We start from the raw sequence: 5,116 nt of genomic DNA on the forward strand, positions 1-5,116 counted from the left end.
GGGGTTTCCCCATGTGAGAGTAGGTCATCGTCAAGATTAAATTCCGAAACCCCATTTGCGAAAGCAGATGGGGTTTTGTTTTGGGCGCTCGAAAATATTTGAAGTTTTTGCTGCACAAGCTTTTCACCCAAGGGCCCATCTGTAGCCCAAAGCCGTGCTCGCCTGACAAAACAGCATGCCGTTGGGGAAATCAATGCAAAGTGTTTCTGCATTTTTGGTATGGTGCAGCACATTTTCATAGGGATTGATCTTTTACCCGCAGGATGCGGCGTCGACCTTCTTCAACGAGATGCTGTAGAAATGCCTGAACCGATACCGATCAAGGATCACGAGAAAGAAAACCGCCTGGTCAACAAGCGCCTGTTCGCCTGCGCGCTGCTGGTGATCGGCATCACCTGTGCCTTAGTGGGCCGCATGTATTTCTTGCAGGTAGTGCAGTACGACTATCACTCCACGATTTCTGAAAACAACCGGGTCCACGTGCTGCCGATAACGCCGACCCGTGGGTTGATCTATGACCGCAATGGCGTCGTGCTGGCGGATAACCGGCCCAGCTACAACCTGACAATCACCCGCGAGCGTACTACCGACCTTAAAGGCGAACTGGACGCTATCGTCGATCTTCTGCACTTGCCTGCCGAGGATCGCGCGGTATTCGACAAGGCACTGAAGCAAGCACGTCACCCGTTTGTCCCCGTCACGTTGTTTTATGAGCTGACGGAAGAGCAGATCGCCGTGTTGGCCGTCAACGAATTCCGTCTACCCGGTGTGGACGTTGAGCCGCAGTTCGTGCGGCACTACCCGCTGGGCGCGCATTTCGCCCATTCGATCGGCTACGTCGGCCGTATCAATGAAAAAGAATCCAAGGTCCTCGACTCCGTGGAGTATCGCGGTACGCAATCCATCGGCAAGACCGGCATCGAGCGTTTCTACGAGTCTGAGCTACATGGCCACGTCGGTTATGAGGAGGTCGAGACCAATGCCCAAGGCCGTGTGTTGCGCGTGCTCAAGCACACCGATCCGATCCCCGGCAAAAACATTGTTCTGAGCCTCGACGTCAAACTTCAGGAAGCTGCCGAAGAGGCACTGGGTGACCGCCGTGGTTCGGTAGTAGCCCTTGATCCGGAAACGGGCGAGGTGCTGGCCATGGTCAGCAAGCCGAGCTTCGACCCGAACCTGTTCGTCACCGGTATCAGCTTCAAGGAATACGCCGCACTGCACGACTCCATCGACCGACCGTTGTTCAATCGCGTGTTGCGCGGGCTCTACGCGCCTGGTTCGACCATCAAGCCGGAAGTGGCCATCGCCGGCCTCGACAGTGGTGTAGTGACCGCCCAAACCCGGGTGTTCGACCCCGGTTACTACCAACTGCCCGACTTTGACCACAAATACCGCAACTGGAATCACAGCGGCGACGGCTGGGTGGATATGGACGCGGCTATCATGCGTTCCAACGACACCTACTTTTATGACCTGGCCCACAAACTCGGAATCGACCGGCTGCATGACTACCTGGCTGAGTTCGGTCTCGGCCAGAAAGTTTCCCTGGACATGTTCGAGGAGTCAGCTGGCTTGATGCCCTCCCAAGCCTGGAAGCGCGCAACCCGGCGTCAGCCTTGGTTCCCAGGCGAAACCGTGATCCTCGGCATTGGCCAGGGTTATATGCAGGTCACACCATTACAACTGGCCCAGGCCACCGCGTTGATCGCTAACAAAGGCGTGTGGAACCGACCTCACCTGGCCAAGACCATCAACGGTGTGCCGCCGGTGGACGAGAACCCGATGCCCAACGTCGTCCTCAAGGACCCGCGTGATTGGGAACAGGTCAACCACGGCATGCAGTTGGTGATGCACGACCCACGCGGCATCGCACGGGCGGCGGCGCAAGGTGCGCAATACCGCATCGCCGGCAAGAGTGGTACGGCGCAGGTGGTCGCAATCAAGCAAGGTGAGCGTTACAACCGTAACAAGACCCTGGAGCGTCATCGCGATAACGCCTTGTTCGTCGGTTTTGCCCCGGCGGAACACCCGAAGATCGTGATCTCGGTGATGATCGAGAACGGGGAGGCGGGGGGACGCGTCGCCGGTCCGGTGGTTCGGCAAATCATGGACGCGTGGCTGCTCGATCAAGAGGGGCATTTGAAGCCGCAATATGCGACTCCGGTCAAAGCTCCGGGTGATCCACACGTCTAAGTCACGCCGAATCCTCCAAGCCCTCATGAGCCAGCCACGGAACATCGTGGCTCGTCCAGATATGCGAGGTGGGCCTGACGCCCGGGTCATCATCCAGCGTCGCCACGCGCACGATCACATGGGGCTGATGCCCGCGTTCAGCCATCAGGTGTGAACCGCAACGGGAGCAGAAATGCCTCAACTTGCCCGGGGAAGATTCAAACGCCGACAGCAACTCTTCACCCTGCGTCCAACGAAAGTGCTCGCGCATCACCCCGGCGGTGGCGACGAACGCGGCTGCATGGGTTTTGCGGCAACTGTTGCAGTGGCAATGGCTGATGGGCATGTCGAGGCTGTCCACCTGATAGCGCACAGCTTTGCAGAAGCAACTTCCATTCAACGGGTCAGTCATAACGTACGGCCGGGTCAAGGATAGGGGCATCATCATCGCGCACAACTCAAGGTTGCGCATTGGTCGATGTCGCCTACTGTCAATGGAGGAGGTGACTTATGCACGTATTAGATCGCATCGAACGAAAAGTCTTGCTCAACGCTTCACGCAAACAGGTCTGGGAAGCCCTTACGAATGCCGAGCAATTCGGCAGTTGGTTCGGTATCGCGCTCAAGGGTAAAGCTTTCGTCGCGGGTGAAACCATCGAAGCGCCGATTACCTACCCTGGCTACGAACATGTGGTGTGGAAGGCCAAGATCGAGCGCATCCTGCCCCAAACCCTGTTTTCCTTCTGGTGGCATCCTTACGCGGTCGAGCAGGATGTCGATTACGACAAGGAAACCCCGACACTGGTGGAATTCACCCTTGAAGACCGTGCGCCAGGCATTCTGCTGCGGGTGGTCGAGTCCGGGTTTGACGCAATCCCTGAGGCCCGTCGCCAAAAAGCCTTCAAGATGAATTCCCGTGGCTGGGACGAGCAAATGGGCAATATCGAAACTTACCTGGGCCAAGCCCGCCGAGCCTGACCCCACGGGCATCAGTATGGATGCCCGTGTTCACTTGAGTCAGCCTTCGTGAGCGGTGGTGATTTCCAGGGTATCGGTGAAGGTCACCAGCACACTTTGCCCGACCTTGAGGTCTTTGAGGCCGGCGCGGATTTCCGGCTTTTCAACGTTCAACACTTTGGTGGCGCCGGTCGGATTCTCCAGGGTGACCTGGTTTTTCTTCAGGTCGATGTGGGTGATCTTCAATTGCACCTGTACCTGGCGGAACGCTGCGCCACCGGGGTTCGGGTTGTCGGCGGTGGCGCGCACCACGCCGGTTTTTTCGCTGGCGTCGGGCGGGCTCTTGTCCACATCGGTATCGAGCACGGCGGCCACCGAATGGGTGGTCAGCACCTTCACCTGATCACCTACCTTGAGGTTGCCCAGGTCCTTGGCTTCATCACTCAATTGCACATGCACGGGGTTACCTTGGGCGCCGGCGAGCACGACCTGGTGATTGGCTGCATCAACCGACAGCACCTTGGTGGTCACTTCATCGGCCTCTAGGGATTTGGACAACGGGATGTCTACAGCGTAAGCAGCGAGGTTGCCGACAGACAGTAGTGTGACCAGGGCGACTGCCTGGTGCAGGGTGCGGGATGAGATCATTGTGAGAACTTCCATGTGAGAGAAGTCCTGAGTCTAGTGGCGAGTCAGCGATGCGCAAATCCTCCAACTCTCCACGTTGTAACGTCTGTTAAAAGTCCACCGTCGCCGACAACTTCGCCACCCGTGGATCGCCTTGAGTCAAATAGCCACCCACCGAGTAGAATCATGCTCTGAAAGCGATTCCTGAGGTGCGGTACGGTGGATTTACAGCAGGGTTTTGTCCTGACCCGGCATTGGCGCGACACCCCGGCGGGGACGGAGGTCAGTTTCTGGTTGGCCACGGACCACGGTCCGCGGCGTATCCGGTTACCCGTGCAGACCTCGGTAATGTTCATTCCAGAGGCTCATCGCAAGCCGCTCGATTGGCTGCTCAAGGGTGAACGCGATATCGAATTGCGTCCGTTGCAATTGTGCGATTTTCATCATCGCCCCGTGTTGGGCCTCTACACCCGCCAACATCGCCAACTGATGGACCTGGAAAAACGCCTGCGTGCTGCCGGGGTCGATGTCTACGAAGGTGATGTACGCCCACCCGAGCGCTACATGATGGAGCGCTTCATCACTGCTCCCGTGTGGTTTGGCGGCACGCTCGATGCTGCCGGTGTACTGGATGATGCGCAGTTGAAACCCGCGCCCGACTACCGGCCGCCGCTCAAGCTGGTGTCCCTCGATATCGAGACCACCGCCCAGGGCGATCTTTATTCCATCGCCCTCGAAGGTTGCGGCGAGCGCCAGGTGTACATGCTCGGCCCACCCAACAAAACCACGGCTGTGGATTTCAAGCTCGACTATTGCGATACCCGCGCCCAACTGCTCGAACGCCTCAACCAATGGCTCGCCACTTTTGATCCCGATGCGATCATTGGTTGGAACCTGGTGCAATTCGACCTGCGCGTACTCCATGAACATGCCCAGCGTCTCAATGTGCCGCTGCTGCTGGGACGTGGTGGTGAAGCCATGGCTTGGCGTGAACACGGCAGTCGCAATCACTACTTCGCGGCGGCAGCGGGGCGGCTGATCATCGACGGCATCGAGGCGCTGCGTTCCGCCACCTGGAGTTTCGAATCCTTCAGCTTGGAAAACGTCGCGCAAACCCTGCTCGGCGAAGGCAAGGATATCTCCACACCGTACCAGCGCATGGACGAAATCAACCGCATGTTCGCCGAGGACAAGCCCGCCCTGGCGCGCTACAACCTCAAGGACTGCGAGCTGGTCACGCGGATTTTCGCCAAGACCGACCTGCTCAAGTTCCTGCTGGAGCGGGCCAGTGTCACCGGCTTGCCGGCCGACCGTAACGGCGGCTCGGTGGCCGCCTTCACCCATTTGTACATGCCGCTGA

At 58.3% G+C, this 5,116-nt stretch carries 5 protein-coding genes; 3 read left to right on the forward strand and 2 right to left on the reverse strand.

Annotation, left to right across the window (positions count from 1 at the left end):
- Nucleotides 1–300: 300 nt before the first annotated feature.
- Entirely contained in the window at nt 301–2,193 is a 1,893-nt protein-coding gene (gene mrdA / locus ACRESD_RS00100; RefSeq protein WP_431749073.1) for a penicillin-binding protein 2, read from the forward strand.
- A 1-nt stretch (nt 2,194) separates the two neighbouring features.
- On the opposite strand, the gene ACRESD_RS00105 is transcribed toward mrdA, so the two are convergent.
- The gene (locus ACRESD_RS00105) at nt 2,195–2,584 is read right to left on the reverse strand and encodes a GFA family protein (RefSeq protein WP_431749074.1); all 390 of its coding nucleotides are present in this window, start codon (nt 2,582–2,584) and stop codon (nt 2,195–2,197) included.
- Nucleotides 2,585–2,682: 98 nt separating this feature from the next.
- On the opposite strand from ACRESD_RS00105, the gene ACRESD_RS00110 reads away from it, so the two are divergent.
- Nucleotides 2,683–3,150 carry an SRPBCC family protein gene (locus ACRESD_RS00110; RefSeq protein ID WP_431749075.1) on the forward strand — a complete coding sequence of 156 codons (468 nt, stop codon included), beginning with the start codon at nt 2,683–2,685 and terminating at the stop codon, nt 3,148–3,150.
- 39 nt (nt 3,151–3,189) lie between these two features.
- Here ACRESD_RS00110 and ACRESD_RS00115 read toward each other — a convergent pair whose 3' ends face one another.
- On the reverse strand, nt 3,190–3,777 hold the full coding sequence (locus tag ACRESD_RS00115) for a hypothetical protein (protein ID WP_431749076.1): 588 nt from the start codon (nt 3,775–3,777) through the stop codon (nt 3,190–3,192).
- A 198-nt stretch (nt 3,778–3,975) separates the two neighbouring features.
- Between ACRESD_RS00115 and ACRESD_RS00120 the strand changes: the two genes are divergently transcribed.
- On the forward strand, nt 3,976–5,116 hold a 1,141-nt coding region (locus tag ACRESD_RS00120; protein WP_431749077.1), incomplete at its 3' end, for a 3'-5' exonuclease.

It is taken from the genome of Pseudomonas sp. (assembly GCF_050739995.1).
In the GTDB taxonomy this organism is placed as follows: Bacteria; Pseudomonadota; Gammaproteobacteria; order Pseudomonadales; family Pseudomonadaceae; genus Aquipseudomonas.